This window comes from Paenibacillus sp. FSL H7-0918 (genome assembly GCF_038007025.1).
Classification (GTDB): domain Bacteria; phylum Bacillota; class Bacilli; order Paenibacillales; family Paenibacillaceae; genus Paenibacillus_AQ; species Paenibacillus_AQ odorifer.
The window spans coordinates 2,101,791-2,127,959 of record NZ_JBBOWJ010000001.1 but is presented as its reverse complement, the minus strand read 5'-3'; the positions used below and the strand labels follow the sequence as shown (position 1 = coordinate 2,127,959).

Below are 26,169 nucleotides of genomic sequence, written 5' to 3'. Positions count from 1 at the left end.
CATGTCTATCTACAATATAAATGACTACGGAGCACATCCTAATCGTGCAGAGCCTTCAACGGAAGCGATAGCCAGTGCCATTCATGCAGCAAGCGAGGCAGGGGGAGGAACAGTTTATGTTCCTTCCGGGCACTATCAGACGGGTGCTATCTTCATGAAAAGCAATATTGAGCTGAAGCTCAGTCCTGGAGCTGTGCTTAGCTTCAGCTCTGATCCTAACGATTATCCGGTGGTGGATTCCCGTTGGGAGGGTGTGAAGCAGAACGTCCATGCTTCATGTATTTTTGGAATAAATCTAGAGAATGTATCGGTTACAGGTGCAGGCAAGCTGGATGGAAGGGGCGTACCTTGGTGGGATAAACATCGGAATTCTCCTGATTCACTGCTGTATCCCCGCCCGAAGCTTATCAGCTTCGACAACTGCCGTAGAGTCACGCTCAGAGATCTGACACTCGTGAACTCCCCAAGCTGGACTGTGAATCCTATCTGTTGCCATGATGTTACGATTGATAATCTGTCGATCTATAATCCGGCGGATTCGCCCAATACAGACGGTATTGACCCAGAATCCTGTGTGAATGTCCGCATCAGCAACTGCAATATCGATGTGGGTGATGACTGCATCGCCATTAAAGCAGGGACGGAGGATACGAAGGAGCGGGTTGCCTGCGAGAATATCACGATAACTAACTGCACGATGATTCATGGTCATGGCGGTGTGGTGCTGGGAAGCGAAATGAGCGGAGATATCCGTAATATCGTGATCAGCAATTGCGTGTTCAAGCAGACGGACCGCGGCATTCGGCTGAAGTCCAGACGCGGGCGCGGAGGTGTTGTCGAAGATATTCGTGTCAGCAATATCGTGATGGAGGACGTGATCTGTCCGTTTATTCTTAATCTTTATTATTTCTGCGGACCACGTGGTAAGGACAAATATGTATGGGATAAGAATCCTTATCCGGTGACGGAGGAGACCCCCTGCTTCCGACGGATTCATTTTGCTAATATTACTGCTCGGAATGTTCACGCGGCTGCAGGTTTTCTTTACGGCCTTGCGGAGCAATACATTTCAGAAATTACCTTTTCCGATATTGATATTTCCATGGCAGAGAATGCAATCCCTGGTCGTCCAGCCATGATGTCAGGAATCCAGGATATGAACAACCGTGGGTTCTATCTGGGCAACGTAAGAGATATTCGCTTCCGCCAAGTGACGATCGAGAATCATGAAGGACCGGCTTTTTATATTGAAAATGGAGAAACGGTAGATATCACCGGCTGCCAATCGAGAAACACCCGTAAAGTGGAAGAATTAGTGCAGCAGGTAACCGTTATCCCGTCACAGGAAGATCTAAGTGAGCAGACAGACTGATAATTGACAGGATAGACTGCAGATTTGCTTTGGGTGAAGGGTGCGGATGTATGGAAATAGGAAGGAGTATGAAGATGATTACAGATAACATTCAGACAGGAGTTATTCACAATCCCATATTAAAAGGCTTCAATCCTGACCCTTGTATTGTAAGAGCAGGGGAGATGTACTATATTGCTGTTTCTTCTTTTGAATGGCTGCCCGGTGTGAGGGTGTATCAATCAGCGGACTTAGCAGACTGGGAGCATTGCACAGATATTCTGACTCATCAGGTGGATCTGCGGGGAAATCCGAAAAATTGCAGTATCTGGGCTCCACAGCTTAGTTATTATGACGGTTTGTTTTATCTGATTTATACCGATGTTAAGAGCACTAAACGGCCTTTTAAAGACTGTCATAACTATCTGATCACTGCGGAGGGTATTGAGGGACCTTGGTCTGAACCGGTATACCTAAACAGCAGCGGGTTCGATCCATCTCTGTATCATGATGAGGATGGGCGCAAATGGCTGCTGAATGAGCTGTGGGATTACCGGATTACGGAAGGCAACAAGTCCTGCGGGATTGTAATTCAGGAGTACGATCCAGAGCAGTGCCAATTAATAGGTGAACCTGTGAAAATCTTTGATTGCACGCCGCTGAAGAAGACGGAAGCGCCGCATATTTACAAGCGGGGAGGTTATTACTACTTAATTACGGCAGAAGGCGGCACTGGATCGGGGCATGCCGTAACCGTAGCGCGCTCCAAGGCGCTGCTTGGTCCGTATGAGGTGGATCCGCTCAATCCGATGTTGACCTCACGGGATAATCCCGAGCTGCCGCTTCAATGTGCCGGCCATGGAAGTCTGGTAGAGACACCAGAAGGTGAATGGTATATGGCCCATTTGTGTACGCGACCCCTGGAAGGCGAATACGCCATACTGGGGAGAGAGACTGCCGTTCAGCAGGTGCACTGGAATGAGGAGGGCTGGTTAAGACTAACCTCAGGCGGAAATACACCACAGCTCAAGGTACCAGCACCTAAAGGAACACAGTTCCTGAACCAAGTGCGGACGCTTGAATTCGAGGATGATTTTAATGGTCCGGAATTGAAAAAGAACTGGAATACACTGCGGATTCCTAGGAATGAAAGCTGGTGTTCCCTTGCTGAAAGACCGGGCTGGTTAAGAATCAGGGCCGGGGAGTCCGTGCAGAGTCTGTTTGAGCATCATATTCTGGCTATTCGCCAGACGGATATAAGCTTCCGCGCCGAAACAGCGCTTGAATATGAACCGAATACTTATCTGCAGATGGCAGGACTACTGTTATACCTGAATGAAGATAACTATCTTTATGCGTATATCAGCCATGAAGAAGGACGTGGCAAGGTGCTGCGGTTAATGCGCTGTCAGCGGGATGAATTCACTGCGGAGCCTGTAATGATTGAACTAAATGCAGGGGAGACAGTGCGGATCGCGGTTGAGGTGCAGGAAGTGACTGGGCAATTTGTTTATCTTAAGGGTGACGATACGGAGTGGAAGCCACTTGGCGATCCGCAGAATATCAGCTTTTTGTCGGGAGGCTTCACTGGGAACTTTGTTGGCATTGCGGCGCATGATATGCAGCAGTTCGGTGGGAGCAGTGCTGATTTCGCATATTTCCGTTATCAGGGCAAGGAATAATACACACGGCTTTACTAAGGAAGGGGTTGCTCTGAGGACAGGGCCCCCTTCTTATTCCAATAGATATTAGGAGGTCTTGTATGAAGAGAAAATGGTTATCCGGGGCGCTGGTTGCGAGTCTTCTTGCAACATGTATGCCATTTGGTGGTGTCGAGGCCGCTTCTTTGGAAGCGCTTCCTGCCTTTCCGGGCGCGGAAGGCGGCGGCAAATATGTAACCGGCGGAAGAGCTCAACCTGTGTATGAAGTAACGACGTTGGCTGATTATGGTATCAAGGAAACTCCGATCCCCGGCTCCTTCCGCGATGCGGTAAGCCAAAGTAATCGGACCATTGTTTTTCGAGTGGGGGGAACCATCCATCTGAAGGAATCCCTCAAGATTACCGGCTCAAATCTGACGATTGCCGGGCAAACGGCTCCAGGTGACGGAATTACAATTGCCGACTACACAACCTCTGTTGAAGCTGACAATATTATTATGCGCTATATGCGTTTCCGGTTAGGCGACCGGGTAGCTAGTGAAGATGATGCTTTTGGATCAAGGTACCATAAGGATCTCATTATCGATCATAGCTCATTCAGCTGGTCGGTGGATGAAGTGGTCAGTCTGTATGATAACGAGAATACTACTGTGCAATGGTCGATATCCGCTGAAAGTATGCTGATGACGACACACCAGAAGGGACGTCACGGCTACGGAGGAATCTGGGGTGGCAAAAATGCCAGTTTCCTTCACAATCTGATTGCTCATAGCACCAGCCGCAACCCCCGTTTGCCGACGGTGACCAAATTGGTGGACCTGACGGAAATGTCTAATAACGTTATCTATAACTGGGGATTCGCTTCGACCTATGGTGGGGGAGCAGAAGATTATCGATATAATATCACTAACAATTATTATAAAAATGGTCCAAACACCTACACCAGTGTAAAAAATCAATTGTTTGGGGAAGTGTCACCAGAAACCCGGTTGTTTATAGATGGGAACATCATGGATGGTAATCCGAAGGTTACTGAAGACAACTGGAAGGGTGTGCAAAAGTATTCGGATATCTCTAAGCTTACGGAGCCGGCAAAGATGCCTAACCCCTATGCGGCAGTGTCGACGGAGGAAGCCTACGTAAATGTAATGGCTGATGCCGGTGCCACTCTGCCAAGGCGTGATGCTTACGATGCGCGGGTCATTAATGATGTGAAGAATCGCACTGGACAGCATATTAATTCACCTATTGAAATAGGCGGTTACCCAGACTATACAGAGACAGCTTCCAATGTAATCGACATGGATCATGACGGTATGGATGACAACTGGGAGATTGCTAATGGACTAGACCCTACCGATTCTGAGGATGGTAAGAAGACGACGTTATCTGCGGAGGGCTATACGAATCTAGAAGTGTATCTGAATGATCTGATTGTGTTGGGAAAAGCAGGGAATGAGCATACAGACAATCCTGTAACCGCTATCAATTATCCTGTGAATAACCAAATCATAGAGTCGGGCAACAATGTGAATGTTACAGCCTCTGCCAGTGATAGCGATGGTATTGCTAAGGTGGAATTTATCGTTAATGGTGTGAAGCAAGCCGAAGCTACCACAGCACCTTATAGTTTCGATTGGAACAATGTGCAGGATGGTACCTATTATCTCGTTGTTCAGGCTATAGACAATAAGGGTCTCAAGACACAATCTGATAACGTGGCTATTCATGTCAACACGTCTGGATCCGTTCTTCCTTGGACTTCGGTGGATATTGGCCATCCAGGGATAGCGGGAGTGACTACGCTTCATCCGGATAGCGGGAAGATTACGCTCAAATCGGCTGGACTTATCGGAGCAACATCAGAGAGCGAAACGGCTGTTGATAACTTTCAGTTTGCTTATCAAACCCTGAAAGGCAATGGTGAAATTATTGCTAGAATCGACTCCGTAACGGGAACTGACGATTATGCCAAAGCAGGTGTCATGATTCGTGATAATCTCAATGAGAACTCTAAAATGACAATGCTGGCAATCCCTTATGTCAAATATGGCAAGAAGGGAGTTATGATTACCCGCTCCACCACAGGAGCCAAGGTGGTAAAAACAGAACCGGACAGCTTCATCAATACACCTTATTGGGTGAAACTGGTTCGTCTTGGTAATGAAGTGACAGGTCTGGTATCGCCGGATAAAGTAACATGGAGCAAGGTAGGCACGGTGAAGCTTGACCTGAATGATACGGTTTATTTTGGTCTTGCAGCCGATGCCGCTAAGGTAGATAACGAGGTTAATCGTTATAATGCATCTGTCTTCAGTGAGGTGGAGCTGAAACCGCTTAGTGATCAGTTTCCTACTGCGCCCCGTGGTCTTACAGCGACAGCAGGTGAGGAAAAAGTGAAGCTGAATTGGGAGGATGTTGGTTCTGCCAAGTCGTATAGTGTTAAACGTAGTGAGGTTTCAGGCGGTCCATACAAGACGATCAATACTGAAATTAAAGATAGCCTGTATACTGATTCCGGACTCAGCTCCGGAAAAACTTATTACTACGTGGTCAGTGCAGTGAATGAACTTGGTGAAAGCTTTGATTCCGATGAGGCCAGCGCTACGGCTGAAGGTGAAGCAGGTAATGTGTATTATGTGGATGAAGACTTCGAGCAGGTTGCTGTGGGTGTGACACCAGAGTATTATGATGTGACTCCAAATCCACAGACTGAAATTCAAAAGGTTATTGTATCTCCCACACCGTCTGACAGTAAGGGGAATACGTCAGATCAAGTGTTGAATGTGTTCGATGGTGCGAACGGCAGCGTGCAGTTTATCCGCAAATTCGCGCCAATTACGGGTGCACTCGTTATTGACACTGACTTTATGTTTGCGACAGAATCGGGAACCTCGGTGTTCCTGCAGGCCCAGAGTACAGATGGAAGCAAAACGGCATTCTCCATTGAGAGCAGAAAGCCAACGCTTCCTGAAGCTACAGGTAAATATACGCTAACCATGAGTAGGGGAAGCAGCCAGTATCATCAACTGATGAACTCTTATTCCCTAAAACAATGGTATAACCTGAAGCTAAAGGTGGATGTGAACAACGATAAAGTGGATGTATATATCGATGATCAGCCTGCGGGCTCTTTTCCGTTCACAACCACGAATTTCGCCAGCTATGGCATTGGGCGTATTTTGTCCAAGACACCGGGCGGCGGCTCAGGAAATTATTACTTAGATAATTTAAAGATCTATGTTGAGCCGATTGAAACACCGCTTGGACTGACTGGACTTCCAGGAAACCAAGCAGCCCAGCTATCCTGGCCTGCTCTTGAAGGGGCAACTTCCTACAATATTAAGAGAAGTCTTAAGAGCGGGGGGCCTTATGAGACTATTGCCAACGCTATTACAGAGACCTCATATATTGATACTGAAGTTACCAACGAAACTACCTATTATTATGTTATCTCGGCGATGGCGCCCACTGGTGAATCGGGAAATTCCAATGAAATTAGTATTACCCCATCCGCTTTGGCGGTGAAATTGCCTGCGCCAGAATCGTTCGCGGCTATAAGCCGGAATGCTCAGCTGGATCTCAGCTGGAATGCTGTGGAGAATGCAGCCAGCTACAGCATCAAGAAGTGGAATGAGACTTCAGGCAGCTATGAACTCGTGGCAAAAGAAATCGCCGGCACAACTTACCGCGTCGGAGGTCTGGCCAACGGGCAAACCTACCGTTACGTCGTATCTGCAACAAATGTGGCCGGAGAGGGAAAAGAATCAGCGCCTGTTGAAGCTACTCCGCAATCTCCTTTGGGAACGCCTGTGGTTTCCATTGAAGCTGGTGACAGTGTAGTGAAACTAAGCTGGCCAGCGATTGAGGAGGCGAACCAGTATATTGTCAAACGTGCCTCATCGGCGAAAGGTCCTTATGAAGTGCTCGGGTCTGATTTATCAGACACAAGCTTTACTGATAGTGGGCTCGTAAACGGAACACCGTATTATTACAAAGTCAAAGCAATAAATGGTACCCGTAGTAGTCTAGATTCAGCTGTTGCCTCAGCGGTTCCATACCAGAATTCCGGCCAGCCGCAGGCTCCACAAGGAGTTAGTGCTGAGCCTGGCAACACTGATATCCATCTGACTTGGAATGTAGCTGATGGAGCTAGCAGCTATCAAATTCTACGCTCGGAGAGCGGTGGCAGTTATGCGGTCGTGGCCGACGGCATCGAAGCAACCGATTATACCGATAAAGGCTTGAGCAACGGGACTGCCTATCAATATGCGGTAATCGCCATCGGTGATAAGGGTGCCAGTCTTCCATCCGAGGTGGTCAAGGGAATTCCAGCTCCTGTCATTATTGTTGCTCAGAATGGGACAGGAGATTATAAAACGATTAATGACGCTATTCAAGCAGCACCTGATAATAGTGCCCTAACCACGATTATTAAAGTGAAGAACGGCACGTATAAGGAGAAGGTGCTTGTACCTTCTAGTAAGATGAATATTAGTATCATCGGTGAGAGCCGGGAAGGTACCGTACTTATTAACGGTGACTCCGCGAAAACCATTGGCTCAGATGGTAAAGAAATGGGCACCAGCGGCAGTTATACACTAAAGGCTGCTGCAACTGATTTCACACTGGAGAACATGACGGTTGAGAACAGTGCTGGGCGGGATGCCGGTCAGGCAGTCGCTTTATATGCTGAAGGAGACCGGGGAGTGTACAGAAATGTTAAGCTTCTAGGATATCAGGATACCCTGTTCGCAGATAAGGGAAGAGCCTATTTCGTCGACAGCCATATTGAAGGTACAGTGGACTTTATCTTCGGTAATTCCGCTGCTGTATTCGAGAATAATGTGATTCAAAGTGCGGGTGCTGGCTATGTTACTGCGCCTTCCACGGCAGCGGGTAAGCCTGGTTATGTGTTCATCAATAATCGACTAACTGCCAGTGAGGACGTTGCTGCTGGAACCGTTGATTTGGGCCGGCCATGGAGAGAATATGGCAGCTCTACCTTCATTAACACGGAGCTGGGAGCTCATATTCGTGCTACTGGCTGGCATGAATGGTATGAAGGTCGTTCCAAAACTGCACGGTTCTCTGAGTTTTTAAGTTACGGAGAGGGTGCTAATGCAGCTTCACGTTACAGCTGGTCCAAACAATTAACAGCAGAAGAGGCGGCTGCCTATACGATTGAAGCTGTGCTTGGTGGAAGTGATGGCTGGAATCCACAGCAATCCAAGATCTTAGTGGGTCAAGAGCAGATACCTGAGGCACATGTCTCTTCAATTACTGTAACGGGTAAAGATGGAATTAGCAGCATTGAGTCGAAGGGCGGTGCCTTGCAGCTGCAAGCCTCTGTGCTTCCAGAGAATGCGACGAATCCTAAAGTTATCTGGACGGTAACTGAAGCAGATGGGGTAACCTCTACGGATAAAGCGGTTATTAATGAGAAGGGCTTGCTGACAGCTAGAAAGAACGGTAGCGTACAAGTAACTGCGCGAGCTATAGATGGAAGTGGAGTATCCGGAAGCCTAGAGATTAACATCAGCGGACAAGATGAGATTGCCCGTAATCTGCCCGCTGCAACGCTGAACGGACCGGTCACAGTGGTGGCAGGACAGGATTTCACTTACCGTGTAGGGATTACAAATGTTACTACCTCCGTCTACAAGGAAGTGTATGCTGTAGACTTTACCATGGCATATGACGTATCTGGTGTGGAATTTGTATTTGCTCAGACCTTGCCAGACGGATTCAGCATCACTCATATTAATGAGGACAGTCCAGGTCTAATAACAGTTAGTGTAGCTGGAACGGAGGCAGGAAATATCCTGACCGATGATGCGGAATTCTTAGAAATGGTCTTCAAAGCGAAGAAGACAACCCGTGAAATCGCCGTGCCGCTTGGATTTATTTCTTTCCGGGGATCCAACACAGATGTTGATTTTGACATCCTGCATGAGGCACAGTCGGTTGTTCATGTCATGCCTATATCCGTCATGGAGATAAAAGTCTCCTCCAAAGATAATGTGAGCGAAATCAAGTCAGGGCAAACCCTGCAAATGGCAGCTGTAATCCTGCCGGACCATGCATCCGATCCAGCAGTGAGCTGGTCAGTAGTGAATGAGGATGGATCAGCTACTGAGCGAGCAACTATTACGGATACCGGCTTGCTCACTGCAATTGCAGCAGGCACGGTAACCGTGAGAGCGACAGCTAAAGATGGCTCCGGTGTTGTAGGTACGATGTCCATTGAGATTAAGGCAAAATCGCAGGTTTCAGAATCGGGCGGTACTTCATCTTCAACGACAGTCAAACCAGTGAAACAACCGGAACCAACTGTGAACGCAAATGGAGTTACTCTTTCCGTGACAGCGGATGTGAATGGTAAAGCTATTGCAGAGGTATCCTCAGCGATTCTGCAACAAGCAATTGGCTCAATGCAGAATGGAGTATTGAGAATCACAGTGAAGCCAGCCTCTGCCAGCTCGGTGGTTGAACTGACCTTGCCAGCTCGTGAGTTGGCTGGAGCGGGAGCAAAAGCAATTCAACTTTTAGAAATAGACATGGGATTGTCTACGTTCCGAATAAATGCTGACCTGCTTCTTGCGATGGCAGGATCTGACGCCGTAAGCGTTAAGCTTGTAGTTGGCAAAGTTGACGCGAAGACACTGTCGCTTCAGACAGATGTCGGGGATATTTATGAGTTTAAGTTCTTTGTTGATGGCAAACAGTTTGACAGCTTTGGGCGTGGACTGAAGGTTGAACGAGATTACAAACCAAAGACAACTTCAGGTGTAGAACAAATAGTAGTCTACCAAATCCGTGAAGACGGGACTGTGGAGGTGGTTAGAAACTCTCAGTTTAATCTGACAACTGGCAAGATCATCTTTAGACCAGACAATTCCAGCAGATTCGCAGTAGCATATGCGGAAAATTCCTTTAAGGATATCGCTGGACTAGGCTGGGCACAAAATAGCATTCAAGCCCTCGCCGCCAGAGACATCCTGAATGGCACCGGAGATCATAATTTCGGGCCACAGCTGAATGTAACTCGGGCACAGTTCTTGAAGATGCTGATGCTTGCATTAGAGCTAGAGGAAGGTAATGCGGCAAGTACATTTAAGGATGTTTCACTGGATGCTTGGTACTACAGCTCCGTTGCTGCTGCTCAGCAGCTAGGAATTATTCAGGGCAGATCTGATGGAACCTTCGGTGCTAATGAAACGATTAGCCGTGAGGAAATGGCGTTGATGGCTTATCGTGCAGCACAGCTCGCTAAGCTTACGGTCGTGGGAGTGGACCAGCCAGTGAATTTCAATGATGCCGCTGACGTTTCAGCCTACGCTCGTGAGGCTGTACAATTCATGAGCGGAGCAAAGATTATTCAAGGTGTGGGCAAAGATAACTTTGCACCTAAAGCCAATACAACTCGTGCTCAGGCAGCTGTTATTGTCTATCGATTGTTCCAGCTAAATCCTTAAATTTCAAGTTGACACCCTGTGTGATTTATCATATTATGATTGGAGTTGTTATAAGTAAATAAACCAAACTCTATCCAGTGGATGGAGTGGCGGAATTTTGTCAAAGATGTATTCTTTGGTTTCAATCGCCCCTTGTCATTTCGATGACAAGGGGCTTTATTATGTTAATGAGCTTGCTCAAGAGAAAGGGAAGAGGTTTACGATGAATATGAAGTTATTCAAATATGCTTTACTAGTTTTTTTAGGCGCTTGTAGTTATGGCTCACTCTCTACGATCGTCAAGCTTGGAATGAACGATGGTTTTAGAATGAAACAATTGGTAGGATCACAATACTTTTTTGGATGGTGTATGCTGCTCTTGCTGGTCTTATTATTTTCTCGAAAGAAATTAGGGTTAAAAACAGGCGGGAAATTATTAGCCGCTGGGATCACCATCAGTTTAACTGGCATATTTTATGGCTTCGCCGTTGAACAATTACCTGCTTCGATTGCGATTGTACTGTTATTCCAATTTACTTGGATCGGTGTAATTCTGGAGGCAGTTGTAGATCGAAAACTTCCTAGTCGGGAAAAAGTGATTTCGATGGTTATCCTTCTAATTGGTACAGTATTAGCGGGGGGCATCCTTGAGCCGAGTATAGGTGGAATTACGACCACTGGTGTGATTTTTGGCTTAATGTCAGCCGTGTCGTTTGCTTTCTATATTTTTGTGAGTGGACGAGTAGCTACGCAGGTGCCTGCCGTTAATAAAAGCTTGTATATGACCACTAGTGCAATGGTTATTATTATGACTGTTTTTTCGCCTTCGTTTTTATATGACGGTGCGATTACCGATGGGCTTTGGAAATACGGCCTACCTCTAGGTTTGTTGGGCATCGTAATTCCAGTTCTGTTCTTTTCGATCGGGGTTCCGAAGCTGGGTTCAGGTCTAGGCGCGATTTTAGGGGCAGCGGAGTTACCGGCAGCTGTAGTAGCCTCCGTGTTAGTTCTGCAAGAAGAGGTATCATTACTTCGCTGGATCGGGATTATCGTAGTTCTGATCGGGATCGCAGCTCCACAAATCCTACCGATGGGGACAGGGAAAAAGTCATCCAAACCATCACCAAAACAATCACTCCGTAAGGTAGAACTTTAATCGGCAAACTGGCATCGATGGTATGATCTGATCCTGAGAGGATTAGATTATCTATCGGTGTTTTTTTTGTGGAAAAAAAGATTGGTGTTAATTTTTCTGGTATCGATAATGGATGTCTAATATATAGTGGTTCTATTCTTAACTAAATGGAGATGACCACTTATGAACACTAAAAACTATGACTATTTTAAAACGCTGCATGATCAAAAAAATCCACTGATCCTGTACAACTGCTGGGATGTAGCCTCGGCTAAAGCAATAGAGCAAGCTGGATCAAAGGCGGTAGCAACCAGCAGCTATTCCATGGCGGAAGCGTGGGGATATTCGGACGGTGAACAGCTTACATTTGAGCTTATGCTTTGGATGATTTCAAGGATTGCCGAACGAGTAACGGTTCCATTGACCGTAGACATCGAAGGTGGATATGCTATAGATGAGGATATTTTAGCGCATAACATGGAGCAGTTATTTCAATTAGACATCTGTGGTATCAATTTTGAAGATCAGATCGTAAATCATCCTAACAATGAACTATGGGAGACCAGCGAACAAAGCCGGAGGATCAAAACCATACAACAAGTAGCCTCCGAACTGCAAAAGCGCGTGTTTATTAACGCTAGAACGGATATCTTTTTCAAGGCTAAGGAACATTCGATGGATATAGTGAATCAAGCTATAGAACGTACCTATGCTTATGCAGACGCTGGAGCGGATGGGATTTTTATACCGGGGCTCGCTGATCCAAGCTTGATTGAACAATTTGTTAAAAAATCGCCACTGCCTGTGAATATTATGGTTATGGACGGTATGCTTTCAAATCATGAATTACAAAATATTGGCGTGAAACGGATTAGCTATGGACCGCGTAGTTTCTTTCAGGCACAACATAACCTCCAAGAAAATGCCCGGCAAACGCTTGATGCCTCAGGACTTTATTTAGAAATGAGCTAACCACACTATGATAACTAATGAGCAGGATATCGATAAATATTATAAGATGCTGGTCGAGAAAAATTCGAATTATGAGGGCGTATTTTTTGTAGGAGTGAAAACAACGGGCATCATGTGTAGGCCAACTTGTCCGGCTAAAAAGCCATTAAAAGAAAATTGTGAGTTTTTTGCTACAGCCAAGGAAGCCTTATTAGCTTCATATAGACCTTGTAAAAGGTGTCAGCCGCTATCCAATCCAACAAAAATGTCTCCTGAAGTAAAGCTGCTTGTAGAAGCTATTGAGAGCAATCCGGAACGAAAATGGACAGATAAAGATTTTGATGAGCTGTCTATTAGTGCAAACACGGCACGCCGCCAATTTAAGAAGCAATTTGGAATGACCTTTATCGAATATGCACGTTCTAGACGTTTAGGACTGGCATTCAAACATATTAGGAATGGGGATTCAATCATTAACGCACAACTGGAAAGCGGGTACGATTCGAGCAATGGGTTTAGGGATGCTTTTTCACGAACGATGGGGACTGTCCCGAATCATTCCAAGCAGATTAAAGTGCTGTACTGTACTTGGATAGAAACGATATTGGGTTCTATGCTGGCCATCTCCGATGAAGAGAGTCTTTTACTGCTGGAATTTGTGGATCGCAAGGGACTTGAAAATGAAATCAAGAGATTACGCACTCGCTTAAATGCAACTATATTACCTGAAAAGGTAGCCGTCCTTCACCAAATTGAGGAGGAATTGAAGCTGTATTTCACCGGTGAACTTACGGAATTTACAACGCCGGTTCGTTATTTGGGCTCAGACTTTCAGCAAAAGGTGTGGAATGAACTCCGGAAAATACCTCTGGGACAGACAGCTTCTTATAAGGAGCTTGCAGAGAAAATCAACAATCCTTCTGCTTGCCGCGCTGTAGCAAGGGCGAATGGCACCAATCAACTCTCAATCTTGGTTCCATGTCATCGAGTGATAAATAGCAATGGTGAATTGGGGGGCTATGGAGGCGGGCTTGCCAGAAAAGATTGGTTAATCAAACATGAGTCTAACCGCTCCTTAAAGGAGAATAATTTCATTTAACTACTTCTCTCTATTACGGAGAAAGTGATGGGTCCCCTTACTTCAAGGCAGGAGATTCATCACTTTCTGTACTTAAATATTGAACTAACATGTCCACAAATCGGTTAGCAATTTGAATATCCTGAAGTTCGTTGTTGAAATCGTCTTTGGAAATCAGGCTCATTTTCTGCAATAAACCCATCATAGACGTGAAGATGAAATGAGCAGTGGATAAGGGTTCTGTATCAAATTTTAATGATCCATCTTTAACTCCGGCCTCCAGAGCATCCATTAAGAAATGTCGTTCTTTACCCCGCATCACAAAATTTCTGTAATTTTCTTTGAGTTCTTTACTGTAATCATAGGCTTCAAAATGCAAATCGAATAGAAGAATGAATTTGATGTAACCTGGGTGTTGCCGGGCATAATCAATCCAAGCATTAAGCATCGAAGCAAGCATTTGCTTACCATTCATTTCAATTGAAGAAGGTGCGCTTCTAACAAATTGCGTCATGCTCTCCAGGATTTCCATCTGGACTTCAAAAATCAGTTCGTTCATGGACTGGAAATGCTTATAAAAGGTAACCCGGCTTACACCAGCCACGTCGCAGACATCCTTAATATTAACTTTGAGAAAGCTTTGCTTCATAAAAAGATCCTTCGCCGCAGCAATCAATTCTTCCCGGTTTCTGTTTTTTAAATTCTGGTGCCAATTCTCAGTCATGGGTTACACTCCTTTCTTGTTCTTTTTTTGGTTTTTGTAAGGTGATGAAAAAGGCTGAGGCCAGGATAATTGCCCCAAAAATATAGGGGATATCCATGTGTTTGTCAAACATCAATCCCGCTAAAATGGGTCCAAGTATGTTTCCAATGCTGGTATACGTTGTATTTAATCCGGCAGCATATCCTTGCCGATCACCAGCTGAGTTGGCAATCAATGTACTTACTGTGGGTCGTAAAAAAGCATTAAAAGCAAAAAATAAACCGGATACAACTAATAAATAACCTAAATTGATTTTGAATATCATCAACAATAAGGTTATAGCGGTCATCACCAATGATATACGTATAAGCTTTATCTCGCCAAGTCTCTTAATCAGATGATCAAGCAGCCAGATCTGCACAATAATGCCTATAATAGCACCAACCGTAATAATGATTGAGATTTTCGTTGCATCAAAACCGTATTTTTGTTCCACAAAAAGGGCGTACACCGTTTCATAATTCATCAGACCAAATGTCATGATCAGAATGAGCAGAAGATAGCGGAAATAGGACGTCCGGAATGAATTTACGATTTGATTACGAATGGATTCGCGAGGGGCCTGTTTGTTAACAGATTTCCGTTTTTCCTTTGGGAGTGTCTCTGGCATATAAAAACAAAGTATCGTAGCGATAAGCCCAAGTCCACCCGCAAAAAAATAAGGCATGCGTATGCCAAACCCAGCGATAATGCCGCCTAACCCTGGACCAAGCACCATACCCAAATTCATGGAAGCCCCCAAGTACCCCATACCTTTAGCGCGGGTTTCATGGGTAGTGATATCAGCGACGTAGGCCATATTGGAAGGAACCATGATTCCGATACCTATACCCCCAATAAATCTAGCGACATAGAGTAGGGGCAATGTCGTAGAGACAGCAAATATCAGATCTGAAAGTACCGTTAAAAACATTCCGGAAATGATCATTGATTTTCTTCCCCATTTATCCGAAAGCTGTCCCCCTATAGGTGAAAAAATAAACTGTGCTGCTCCAAAAGCTGCAATAAGATATCCGGCAGCAGCCCCTGACGCATTAAACAGCTTCAGATACTCAGGTAGAATGGGAATAACCATACCTTGCCCCAATAAAGCGATAAATAGATTCAACATCAGAATGAAAAGTGGAAATCTAGCAGTCTTAGATAAGCTGCTCATATCTTAGCCCTCCCATATGGTTTACACTATGTAATTCTTTACTCGATGTAAACCATAATAATGGAATGATGGGCCCTTGTAAAGGTGTATCTGAAATATAGGATACGTCGTTTTTTGTACGTTTTTTCAAGTAAAAAAAGTACTGTTTTAAACAAAAGAAGGAAAATTTATGAATTCACATCATTATCCAAGTATGATAGCATGATCTATATATTTTGGTGTAAAGCGCGGGCTTAACTTAATAAGATTGGAGCGAACATCATGCTTAAGGTTCTGATCGTGGACGATGAACCCTGGGTTCTTGAGGGGCTAAGGACGATGATCGACTGGGAAAAATTCGGTTATGAAGTTTGTGGTGAAGCTCAAAACGGCACGGATGCGATGAGGCTTATCCAGGAGAATAAACCGGAACTGGTTCTTACGGATATTAATATGCCTGTAATTAACGGACTTGAGCTTATTACAAAGTTGAATGAGGTCATGGAGAAACCTCCTAAATTTGTGATTCTGTCTGGATATGATGACTTCAAGTATGCACGTACGGCATTGCGCCAGCGGGTAAATGAATATTTATTAAAACCCATTGATGATGAAGAAATAGAGGCTTTATTAAGCAGGATCACTCCAATAATCCAAAATGAAATCGCTTCCAATGAGGAGTTTGATAAAAAGCAATTTTTTATCGTAAATAATATCATCAACCGCCTGATCCAAGGGGAGTATAACGAAAATTTAGAGCTTCTAACCCGAAACACCTTGAAGCTTCAAGCGGATGCAGAGTTAATGTGTATTCTTATCGAACCGGCCTCCTCTATGAATCCATTCCAACCGCAGATAAGTGATTATTTTTCCGAGGAACACTTCTGCTTCTTTCAAGACGGATCGGGAAGAGCGGGGATCATTCTTCAGTCTGCTTCTATCGGCAATGAGAGCCTGGAGACTATCGTCAACCAGATGCATTCAGATCTCACTGAACAATCACAGGAGCTGGTCTTTCTAGCACTTAGCAGCAGAATGGTCGGGGTGAGCTCGATTCGAGAGATTTATAGGCAGGCACTTGAGGTATGGAAACGAAAAACGCATCAGCAGAAAAGAGGGGTCTTTTATTATAGTGAGCTTAGGAGCCTGAAAAAGGAAGAACCTCATGAGGATCATTTCAGACAGCTGCTGCATAAGGTCCAAACGAATGATACGGAACAGATCCAGCCTTGTGTAAAAGAAGCGTTCACTGCTTTCGTCGAGAATCTGCTGACCCTTGAAGTTGTAAAAGCAAAAGTGGCCCATTTAGAGCTTACGATCTGTAGAATTATAGCTCAAATGAATGGAGACCCGGATACGATTATGATTAAGCTTCAGCAAGAATACGGAAATCTAGGTGAGCTTAGTGATTATTTTATATTAAGCCGTTATGTACAAAGTCTGTGTGAACGGGCTGCCGTCTATCTGTCTGAACTAGAGCAGCAGAATGAACAAAATACGATTTACAAGGTTATTCAGTATGTGGATCGGGAATTTCGGAATAAATTAAAGCTTCAGGATTTGGCACAACAATTTCATATTAATTCTACCTATTTGGGACAACTGTTCAGAAAGCAAACGGGTCAGGGTTTTAGTGAATACCTAAATGCCAAACGGATTGAAGAGGCAAAAAGTCTGCTGAAGCGAACACAGTTAAAGATATCGGATATAGCGGTGCAGGTGGGATTCTCTAACACTGATTATTTTATAGATAAGTTTAAGCTGCTTGTAGGGGTAGTACCATCCGTGTATAAAAATGAGAATAAGAACCAACAGCTCTAGGGGAAGCAAGGTGTTTCATATGGAGAGAAAAAAATTCAGATTTAGAAAAGTAGTGAATGATATTCCCTTGAATTATAAATTTTCCCTTATTTATATCATAGGTGTTCTTCTCCCTATCATTATTATTAACCTTGTTTTTTTGGATCGGATTTCCGATCTGATCAAATCGAGAGAGCAGCAGAATCTAGAGATATCCTTAGAAAGAGCCCGAAAGGATATTCATGACTTCATTGAAGGTGGGGTAGCTGTCAGCTATACGCTTTCTGCTGATAAGAACCTGTATGAATTGCTTGAGCGGACGTATGGGAACTCTATTGAATTCTATGACACTTTTGATGAACAGCTAAGAGGCCGCATGAATAGCTATATGCCGGTGAACAATCAGATTGAACGGATTACTGTATTCACGAACAATGATTCCATTGTTTCTGGCAGCAACTATCAGGTCATCAATGAAAAGGTTATGAATAGTGAATGGTATAAGCAGTCGAAGGCTGCGAATAAACATCTGTTTCTTGCCGCTTATCATATGAGTGACATCTCTAGTGTGATTTCTACAGCGCCTTATTTGAGTGTTATTGAGCGAATGGACGCTTACAGCTCATACAATAAATTTGAAAAGCTGCTTAGAATTGATTTGGATCTCAGTAAAATATATGACGTGATTATCAGAGAAAAAGATTACTTGAGTCTTTATCTGGTTAACGAGCAGGACGAGATTATTATGTCTGCCCAAAGCGGGTATCAAAGAGGCACCACGGAACCTTATCCCGTGTTCAAGCTGCAGGATGATGAGCGCAAGGAGGATGTGCATATTGTACCCGTCGGCGGAGCTAGTTATATAAAAGGCTGGCGGATAATAGGAATTACACAAGGTGAGCGTATTGCCCAAGCGATAATGGAGATTCGGATTTATGCAGGGATTTTGGCGTCTATTGTCACGCTAATCACAACCGCTTTTTTATATGTGATGTTAAGATCCTATAATTATCGGGTGAAACGGTTGTCCAGACATATGCAGAAAGTATCCAATGAGAAATTTGAGCTGATTCGGATTGATGAAGGTCAGGATGAGATCGGGGGCTTGATCCGTAATTTTAACAGGATGACCACTACCATTAATTCCTTGATCAATGATGTATATAAACTGGAGATTCAAAAAAATAATCTGGAGATGGAAAGAGTAAGAGCTGAACTGAATTTTCTGCAAAGTCAGATGAATCCGCATTTTCTGTTTAATACGTTAAATGCCATTTTGGTGGTCTGTACTAAAAATAATTACTCGGATGTTACGGATATCATTAAGAGTTTATCGAAATTACTTAGACGGCTGCTGAGCTGGAAAGAGGATCTCGTTACCTTGGAAGAAGAAATGACTTTCATCGAGATGTATTTGAAAATTGAAAAATTCCGGTTCAGGGATAAATTCGACTATCAATTTGAGATCGATGAGCAGTCGCTTCAATATAAGATTCCCAAGCTAAGCATGCAGCCGCTCGTTGAGAATTCCTGCAAACATGGTCTACAGGCCATAGAGGGACTAGGTGTGATAAAAGTGAAGACGTTAGTGGAGGAGGGACGATTAAAAGTTACCGTCTCTGATAACGGTAAAGGGATAGAGCCAGAGAAGCTGCAAGAATTATTAGGTAATGTTCAAAATGAAGCGTCATCAGGAACGAACATCGGAATCCGCAATGTGTACCGCCGATTAGAATTGTACTATGAAGATCAGGTCCGTTTTGATATCAGCAGCGTTCCGGATGAAGGGACCATTGTCACTTTTGACATTCCACTAAAACTCCTGGAACGGAAGAATAGCTAGAAAGTGAGGGACCTCCTATGAAATACAAAGTATTATTGATCGATGATGAGCCTAGTGCGCTTGAAGCGATGCAACTGTGGATTAATTGGCAGGAGCTTGGCTTTGAGGTATGTGGGACCTCCAGCAATGGCAAAGAGGGACTGGAGTTAATGAAACAGCTAGAGCCAGATCTTGTAATTACGGATGTTAATATGCCGCTAATGAATGGGCTGGAGATGGTCGCAGCTTGGCAACAAGCTGAGATTAAGGAGATCAAATTTGCCATACTAAGTGGTTATAGTGAGTTTGAATATGCCAAGACAGCTATACATTATGGAATTAATCATTATCTGATGAAGCCAGTGTTTCCCGAAGAGGCGGCAGAAGAATTGCTGGAGATATATCAGGAGCTGGAGCAGGAAGCTCAGAAGCGCAGTTTAAATCAAATAGCCTCCGCAGAGGAGGCTGTTTCTCTCCTGAAAGGAATGCTGCATGAGAAAGCTGAGCAGTCGAATCAGGAGATCCTTAACCGACTATCGGAAGGGAAAAGCCATTGGAATATTTGTTTGATACAGACAGAGCCGGTTTTGTATACGGAGATCAGAGAGCAAGCCTCAGCCCTCCTAACCGATAAAGATTCGATGTTTCTGATGGATCTGGAGAGTCATTGTTTTGGAATCGTATATGGATACAATTCATTGTCCACTGAGGGAGCTGTGATCGATCAGATCGCAACTCCCTTGCTGAATGAACACCCAAAACAAGCTTTGTGTATTGCAGCTGGCGCTGGCGTAGGCTCCTTGCTTCAGATCGGGGACAGTTACCGAACGGCGAAAGAAGCATTAATGTATTATTTTTATTATCCTGAAAATGCAGCGGTCCTGACTTATCAAGAGATTAAGGATAGTCCCTTCAGTTATCACTATGATCAAATTCAACTGATGGATGACTTGATAAGACCTATTAACACACTGGACTCCGCAGATTTTAACCAGGCTGTGAACTCGGCAGCCCGTAGTTTCCGTGAGCAGCGCATCGCTCCAGAGGTTGTGAAGAAAATTGTTATTCATATGATGTATAAGATTATTGAGTTTACCTCGGAAGCCAGTGAAGTTCATGAGTCCTCCTTATCTAATCAAATTAGAATCCCCGCGATGTTAGACTCAATGATCACCTTGACGGACTTAATGCGTAATTTGCTATTCTGCGGCGAGGCCAGTATCGATATCCTTCTTAAGGAACAAAACCTAAAATCACAGGGGATTGTTCAGGAGATTAACAATTATATTGAAGAGCATTTTCGCGAATGTCTTACTATTAAGAGACTATCAGAGGTTTTTTTCCTGCACCCGGTATATCTGGGCCAATTATTGATCAAGAAGAACGGTATTAATTTCAATGAACAGCTGCATAACCTCCGAATAAAAGAGGCAGTACATTTACTTCAACAAAATAAATTAAAAAATAGTGAAATCGCTGAAAAAGTGGGCTATGGCAATTATAGTCAGTTCCTCAAGCAATTTGAAAAAAAGCTGCATATGAGCCCTAACGAATTTAAAAACACTAATACCTAAACTTTTTGGGGGTACATCTTTAATTCTGGCGTATTTTCAGAAGATTATCACCTCTATAATTTAACTTGTAAGGGCTTACAACATTGTTACACCAACAAATATATGGAGGTGCTTTATGGGGGGCAAGTTAATATCCAAATGGAAACTTAGTCTGATTGCTGTGTTATCCCTAAGCTTTACCTTAGCAGGGTGCGGAGGAAATAACAGCAACAATACGACGGCTAAAGGGGAAGACAAACCAGCAGAAACAGCCACTTCAACTGCTGCAGGAACAGATTCTGAGAAGATTGAACCTTTTGAAATTAGTATCTTTCTTGGAGAAGCAGGCCAGCAACCAACACCAGATAATAAAATTTATAAAATGATTAAAGAAAAAACAGGCGCATCCTTCAATTTCGAATTCTTAGCTGGGGATCTTAACCAGAAGTTAGGCGTAATGATTGCCGGTCAGGATTATCCGGATTTGATGACTGCCAATACTAAGCTGACAGGAGCGGAAGCTTTTATCCCGCTTGAAGATTTGATTGAACAATATGCTCCAAATTTGAAAGCGCATTACGCAGATTACTGGAACATGATGAAAGACCCGAATGATGGACATATTTATACGCTTCCGAATTATGGTGCGTATAACGGTAAAGTGAATACAACCTATTATGCAGGTCCTGCTTTCTGGATTCAGAAGGACATCCTGAAAGATGCTGGTTACCCACAGGTGAAGACCTTGGACGAGTATTTTGACCTCATTGTGAAATATAAAGAAAAAAATCCAACCATCGATGGAACGCCAACCATCGGATTCGAAATTCTTAACAACGACTGGAGAAACTGGGGGTTGTTTAACGCTCCTCAGCATCTGATCGGACACCCTAATGATGGCGGGGTAGTAGTTAATGATAACGTTGCAGAAATCTTCGCAGATAAAGACTATGCTAAGCAGTACTATCAAAAGCTTAATGAAATGAACCAATTGGGCGTTATCGACCAAGAAACATTTGTGCAAAACTACGATCAATATTTGGCGAAACTGTCTAGTGGAGCCGTTCTGGGAATGTTTGATCAGCACTGGAACTTTGGTTCAGCAGAAGATTCACTCCGGACACAAGGTAAAGATGAAAGAACTTATGTAGGACTTCCACTTGTGTTTGATACCAGCACTAAAGATTATTATCTGGATCGCCCAGCGCTGAACTTGAATAATGGCTTCGGGATCAGTATCAATGCCAAAAATCCTGAAAAAATTATTAAACTAATGGATACATTGATTCAAGAAGATTGGCAAAAAATCTTCACTTGGGGTATTGAAGGTGAAGATTATCAAGTGGAAAATGGCCGTTTTATAAGAAATGAAGAACAACGGAAGAACGCAGTTGATGCTACATGGAAGCTCAGCAACAAAGCAGATGCTTGGTATGCTACAGCTCCGAAATTGCAAGGATTCTTTGAGGATGGAAACTCAACAGATGCTGCGGCTCAACCAGAAGAATACCGGGCTGCACTCAAGCCGTATGACAAGGAAATTCTTGATGCTTATGGCTACAACAGTTATGTGGATTTCTTCAGCGAGCCTGAGCCGAATCCAGTAGCTTATCCAGCTTGGTCCATAGATCTTGTTGAAGGCTCAGATGCCAAAATTGCCGAAACGAAGCTGAATGAATTGCGAACCAAATACCTGCCAAAAGCAATCTTGGCCAGTCCATCAGAATTCGATAAGGTTTGGAATGACTTTGTTGGAGAAATTGGTAAAGCGAATGTCAAAGCCTATGAAGACAAAATCAATGAACAGCTTAAATGGAGATTTGATACTTGGAGTGTTAAATAGTTAGAGCTTGCTTAAAAATCAGAAAGTGGTGGCTTATTAGGCCAACCACTTTCTGAAATATATGGATGATGTGGGGAGAAAACATATATGGATGAGATATTAACGGGGAAAAAAGTTAACCGGCATCCTAAAAGAAAAAAGAAGCAACCGATTACTATGACCTTGATTAAGAATCAGAAACAGCTGATTTGGATGTCGGTTCCATTAATGCTTTATATTATACTATTTGCTTATGTTCCCATCTGGGGATGGACGATGGCTTTCCAAGATTATAAACCAGCTAGAGCATTTAGTGAACAAACATGGGTGGGTTTAAAACACTTCAAGTTTCTTTTTACGGACGATAGCTTTTTGAGAGTACTGCGCAATACGTTGGCCATGGGCCTAATTAATCTAGTTCTAGGATTTGTGACTGCGATAATACTGGCATTGCTGCTTAATGAGATCAAAAATGTATTTTGGAAAAGAACCGTTCAGACCATATCCTACTTGCCTCACTTCCTCTCTTGGATTATTGTAACAGGCATTGTAGCTACTTCTCTTTCGGTTAATGACGGGATTATCAACATCGTGCTCATGAAATTGCATCTCATTGATTCACCGATCCTTTGGTTGAGTGAAGGGAAGTATTTCTGGGGTATTGTAGGTGCTTCACACGTCTGGAAAGAAGTCGGATGGAGTACTATCATCTACTTGGCGGCTATCGCCTCTATTGATCCGGCTTTATATGAAGCTGCTGAGATTGATGGAGCGAACCGGTATAAGAAAATGCGTCATGTAACTTTGCCGGGCATGAAAGCAACCATTGTAATCCTGTTAATAATGTCCGTAGGACATGTACTGGAAGCTGGATTTGAGGTTCAGTACTTGTTAGGAAACGGGCTTGTCGTAGATTGGTCGGAAACGATTGATATATTTGTATTGAAATATGGTATAGCGCAAGGGAATTATTCCTTAGCTACCGCGGGTGGTATTTTCAAAACAGTCGTAAGTGTAACGTTGCTGCTATTAGCTAACTGGACTGCGAAGCGGCTAGGGGAAGAGAGGCTGTTATAATCATGGAAAAAACTCAATTGATTCCTCAAAAATCTCCAAAAAGTAATGCTGGAAACCGGATGAAAAATCTGAGGTTCGAACCCGTAGTGTTCAGCACCTTCAATACTATATTTATGGTTTGTCTAGTTATTGTTACCTTGTATCCATTCCTGAATACTATAGCAGTCTCCTTTAATGCGGGGAATGATACCATCCGCGGCGGCATTTATTTATGGCCTAGAGAGTGGACCATACAGAACTACAAAGCGGTTTTTGCCTCAGGTACAATTTATAATGCTTTTTGGATTTCGGTAGCACGAACAGTGATATCTACGATCCTGAATCTATTTTTAACCACGATGCTTGCGTATACGTTAAGCCGGAAAGAATATGTTTTCCGCAAACATATTACCTTTATATTCGTCCTTACCATGTATTTTAGTGCGGGTCTGATTCCAAACTATTTCCTTATGAAGGATCTTCATTTGCTCAATTCGTTCTGGGTATATGTAATCCCGTCCATGGTAAGTGCATTTAATATGATCGTTATCCGTACTTATATTGGTACCTTACATGAAAGTCTTATGGAATCTGCAAGAATCGACGGTGCCGGGGAATTCAAGATCTTCATGAAAGTAGTCTTCCCTTTGTGTAAACCTGTTCTTGCTACCATCGCCCTTTTTGTTGCAGTAGGTGCGTGGAACCAATGGTTTGATGCGTTTATCTACACCTCTTCCCGCCAGAACTTGAGTACATTGCAATATGAATTAATGAAGCTGCTATCCTCTACTATGAACTCGAACAGTAACCCTAGTGTAAATAACGGGACAGGGATGACTCAGGAGTCGGTACATGCCATGGTTACACCAATCTCCATACGGGCAGCCGTTACGATCGTTGCTTCGGTTCCAATTTTGCTAGTTTATCCATTCATGCAGAAATATTTTGTGGTCGGTCTAAATGTAGGAAGCGTGAAGGAATAAGGAGCTTGCAATCACTATTAAGTAATAGGAAGGTTGTCTGTTAAATTATGACCCCATCTTCAATCACATACACGAATCCGATACTTCCAGGCTTCTATCCTGATCCAAGTATCACTCGGGCAGGGGATGACTACTATTTAGTTTGCAGCTCCTTTGAGTATTTCCCTGGCGTACCTATTTTTCATAGTCAGGATTTGATTCACTGGACACAAATAGGTCATGTGCTCAATCGTGTAAGTCAGCTGGATACTCGTAAAAGCAAGAGCTCTGGGGGGATATTTGCCCCAACGATCCGGTATCATGAAGGAACGTTTTACATGATAACGACCGAAGTACACGGGAAAGGAAATTTCTATGTTACGGCTACGGACCCTGCGGGTCCGTGGTCAGATCCGATTAGTATTCCTTATGGAGGAATTGATCCTTCTCTAATGTTTGATGAGGATGGAAAGGTATATGTAACCACCCAGCAGGGGGCAGATTATGACTCCCATGCCATCCAATATGAGATAGATATTGCTACGGGAGCAGCGTTAACAGAACCTGTTGTTATCTGGACTGGGGATGGCGGACCTTGGACGGAAGGACCCCATTTGTACAAAATAAATGGAATGTACTATATCATGACGGCTTCAGGAGGAACGGCTAAGGAACATCGGGAGATCATTGGCCGCAGCTCCTCTCCATATGGACCGTTTGAACGATTGCCGTATCCGATATTGACGCACAGCGGTACTGACAATCCCATTCAGTATTTAGGGCATGCCGATTTGATTGAGGATCGTAACGGGGATTGGTGGGCCGTATTCCTTGGGGTAAGACTAGTAGATACAAAATTCACTGTGCTTGGAAGAGAGACTTTCCTTGCTCCGGTAAGCTGGACTGAAGACGGATGGCCGATGATCGATAATAATGAAGACACAGTTGGACTGGAAATGAAGGTTTCACGTGTACCTGGTCAATCGCCAAAACCTGAGACTAGTGGAAGATATGATTTTGATGATCAAGTATTGCCGCTGGGATTAGCCTTTCTGCGGAATCCGGCTGAGGGAAGCTGGTCCTTAAACGAAAGACAGGGATGGTTATCTCTTCGAGGACAATCTGCAGGTCTCAGTGAAGTAGGCCAAGTGGCTTTTGTAGGCAGAAGACAGCAGCATACTTCGGCAGAATGGAGCACGCTGCTTGAAATGCCTTCATCTATTGCTGATGTGGAAGCTGGACTTTGCGCCAGATTAGATGAGAATGCTCATTATGAAATTGGACTTGTTCAAAAAAACGGGCAAAAAGTGATTACAGCTCATGTGACTATGGATGGAGTAACCCATACAGCGGCAGAGGTTCCAACTACTGCCGAGCGAATTTATTTGAAAGTTCAGGCTGAGCTTACCGAATACAGCTTCCTTTATTCTTTGGATGGGCAGGAGTGGAATAAGCTATCAACAGCAGCAGCGTATCCATTATCTCCTCAAGCCGTAAAAGGAAATGGATTTACGGGTGTTCTTATCGGATTATATGCAACAGGTCATGGCAAGGTGGCTGAGGTGCCTGCCTACTTCGATTGGTTCGATTATCAGTCTTAATTATTCGAATACTGATATAAAT

15 protein-coding genes are annotated in these 26,169 nt (G+C 43.9%); 13 read left to right on the top strand and 2 right to left on the bottom strand.

Annotation, left to right across the window (positions count from 1 at the left end):
- Position 1 precedes the first annotated feature (1 nt).
- The 6 genes from MHI15_RS09555 to MHI15_RS09530 all read left to right on the top strand — a co-directional run bounded on the left by MHI15_RS09555 (position 2) and on the right by MHI15_RS09530 (position 13,654).
- Complete coding sequence (locus tag MHI15_RS09555; RefSeq protein WP_076280129.1) at positions 2 to 1,372, top strand: glycoside hydrolase family 28 protein; 1,371 nt, start codon at positions 2 to 4, stop codon at positions 1,370 to 1,372.
- A gap of 74 nt (positions 1,373 to 1,446) precedes the next feature.
- Positions 1,447 to 3,033, top strand: a complete 1,587-nt coding sequence (locus MHI15_RS09550) for a glycoside hydrolase family 43 protein (RefSeq protein ID WP_076280130.1) — start codon at positions 1,447 to 1,449, stop codon at positions 3,031 to 3,033.
- 80 nt (positions 3,034 to 3,113) lie between these two features.
- On the top strand, positions 3,114 to 10,490 hold the full coding sequence (locus tag MHI15_RS09545; RefSeq protein ID WP_341164370.1) for a pectinesterase family protein: 7,377 nt from the start codon (positions 3,114 to 3,116) through the stop codon (positions 10,488 to 10,490).
- Between the two features lie 208 nt (positions 10,491 to 10,698).
- Positions 10,699 to 11,625 carry an EamA family transporter gene (locus MHI15_RS09540; RefSeq protein WP_076130480.1) on the top strand — a complete coding sequence of 309 codons (927 nt, stop codon included), beginning with the start codon at positions 10,699 to 10,701 and terminating at the stop codon, positions 11,623 to 11,625.
- A gap of 162 nt (positions 11,626 to 11,787) precedes the next feature.
- The gene (locus MHI15_RS09535) at positions 11,788 to 12,576 is read left to right on the top strand and encodes an isocitrate lyase/PEP mutase family protein (protein ID WP_341164369.1); all 789 of its coding nucleotides are present in this window, start codon (positions 11,788 to 11,790) and stop codon (positions 12,574 to 12,576) included.
- A 7-nt stretch (positions 12,577 to 12,583) separates the two neighbouring features.
- Positions 12,584 to 13,654 (top strand): bifunctional transcriptional activator/DNA repair enzyme AdaA, encoded by a 1,071-nt coding sequence (locus MHI15_RS09530; protein ID WP_341164368.1) that lies wholly within the window; start codon positions 12,584 to 12,586, stop codon positions 13,652 to 13,654.
- A gap of 37 nt (positions 13,655 to 13,691) precedes the next feature.
- Here the strand turns inward: MHI15_RS09530 and MHI15_RS09525 are convergent, their stop codons facing one another.
- On the bottom strand, positions 13,692 to 14,357 hold the full coding sequence (locus MHI15_RS09525) for a TetR/AcrR family transcriptional regulator (RefSeq protein WP_076194117.1): 666 nt from the start codon (positions 14,355 to 14,357) through the stop codon (positions 13,692 to 13,694).
- Positions 14,350 to 15,552, bottom strand: coding sequence for an MFS transporter (locus MHI15_RS09520; RefSeq protein WP_341164367.1), 1,203 nt, complete (start codon positions 15,550 to 15,552; stop codon positions 14,350 to 14,352). Before MHI15_RS09520 ends, MHI15_RS09525 begins: the two co-directional genes overlap by 8 nt.
- Positions 15,553 to 15,813: 261 nt before the next feature.
- On the opposite strand from MHI15_RS09520, the gene MHI15_RS09515 reads away from it, so the two are divergent.
- The 7 genes from MHI15_RS09515 (at position 15,814) to MHI15_RS09485 (ending at position 26,147) form a co-directional block, all read left to right on the top strand.
- Positions 15,814 to 17,352, top strand: coding sequence for a response regulator (locus tag MHI15_RS09515; RefSeq protein WP_076184797.1), 1,539 nt, complete (start codon positions 15,814 to 15,816; stop codon positions 17,350 to 17,352).
- 19 nt (positions 17,353 to 17,371) lie between these two features.
- Positions 17,372 to 19,174, top strand: coding sequence for a sensor histidine kinase (locus tag MHI15_RS09510; protein WP_076184836.1), 1,803 nt, complete (start codon positions 17,372 to 17,374; stop codon positions 19,172 to 19,174).
- A gap of 17 nt (positions 19,175 to 19,191) precedes the next feature.
- The gene (locus tag MHI15_RS09505; protein WP_341164366.1) at positions 19,192 to 20,727 is read left to right on the top strand and encodes a response regulator transcription factor; all 1,536 of its coding nucleotides are present in this window, start codon (positions 19,192 to 19,194) and stop codon (positions 20,725 to 20,727) included.
- Between the two features lie 115 nt (positions 20,728 to 20,842).
- On the top strand, positions 20,843 to 22,549 hold the full coding sequence (locus MHI15_RS09500; RefSeq protein WP_076280136.1) for a sugar ABC transporter substrate-binding protein: 1,707 nt from the start codon (positions 20,843 to 20,845) through the stop codon (positions 22,547 to 22,549).
- 87 nt (positions 22,550 to 22,636) lie between these two features.
- Positions 22,637 to 23,605 carry an ABC transporter permease gene (locus MHI15_RS09495; protein WP_076130468.1) on the top strand — a complete coding sequence of 323 codons (969 nt, stop codon included), beginning with the start codon at positions 22,637 to 22,639 and terminating at the stop codon, positions 23,603 to 23,605.
- Between the two features lie 59 nt (positions 23,606 to 23,664).
- Positions 23,665 to 24,567 (top strand): carbohydrate ABC transporter permease, encoded by a 903-nt coding sequence (locus tag MHI15_RS09490; protein WP_139329891.1) that lies wholly within the window; start codon positions 23,665 to 23,667, stop codon positions 24,565 to 24,567.
- A gap of 47 nt (positions 24,568 to 24,614) precedes the next feature.
- Positions 24,615 to 26,147, top strand: a complete 1,533-nt coding sequence (locus MHI15_RS09485; protein ID WP_341164365.1) for a glycoside hydrolase family 43 protein — start codon at positions 24,615 to 24,617, stop codon at positions 26,145 to 26,147.
- Positions 26,148 to 26,169: the final 22 nt, after the last annotated feature.